At 37.0% G+C, this 254-nt stretch carries 1 protein-coding gene; it reads left to right on the top strand.

From position 1 onward, the window contains the following. A partial coding sequence (locus SB764_RS42630; RefSeq protein WP_410867126.1) for a 3-hydroxyacyl-CoA dehydrogenase NAD-binding domain-containing protein occupies window positions 1-254 on the top strand: 254 nt, incomplete at both ends.

Genomic DNA, 254 nt, shown 5'->3' with positions numbered 1-254 from the left:
AAAACGATTTTTGCCACAAACTCATCAACATTTGTTCCAAGTCATTTTTTCGGAGGCAACTGGTAGACCTGAAAAATTTTTAGTGCTTCATTTTGCAAATGAAATTTGGCTCAATAACACAGCAGAAATCATGAAGCATCCCAAAACAGATCCAGATGTTTTTGAGGCAATTCTTGAATTTGCCCGAGCAATCGGTATGGTGGCGTTGCCATTACAGAAAGAACAGCCTGGATATATTTTAAATTCTTTGTTAG

The sequence above is a fragment of the Paraburkholderia sp. SIMBA_027 genome (assembly GCF_046535315.1).
GTDB classification, from domain to species: Bacteria; Pseudomonadota; Gammaproteobacteria; order Burkholderiales; family Burkholderiaceae; genus Paraburkholderia; species Paraburkholderia tropica.
This window is presented reverse-complemented; position numbering and strand designations above follow the sequence as displayed.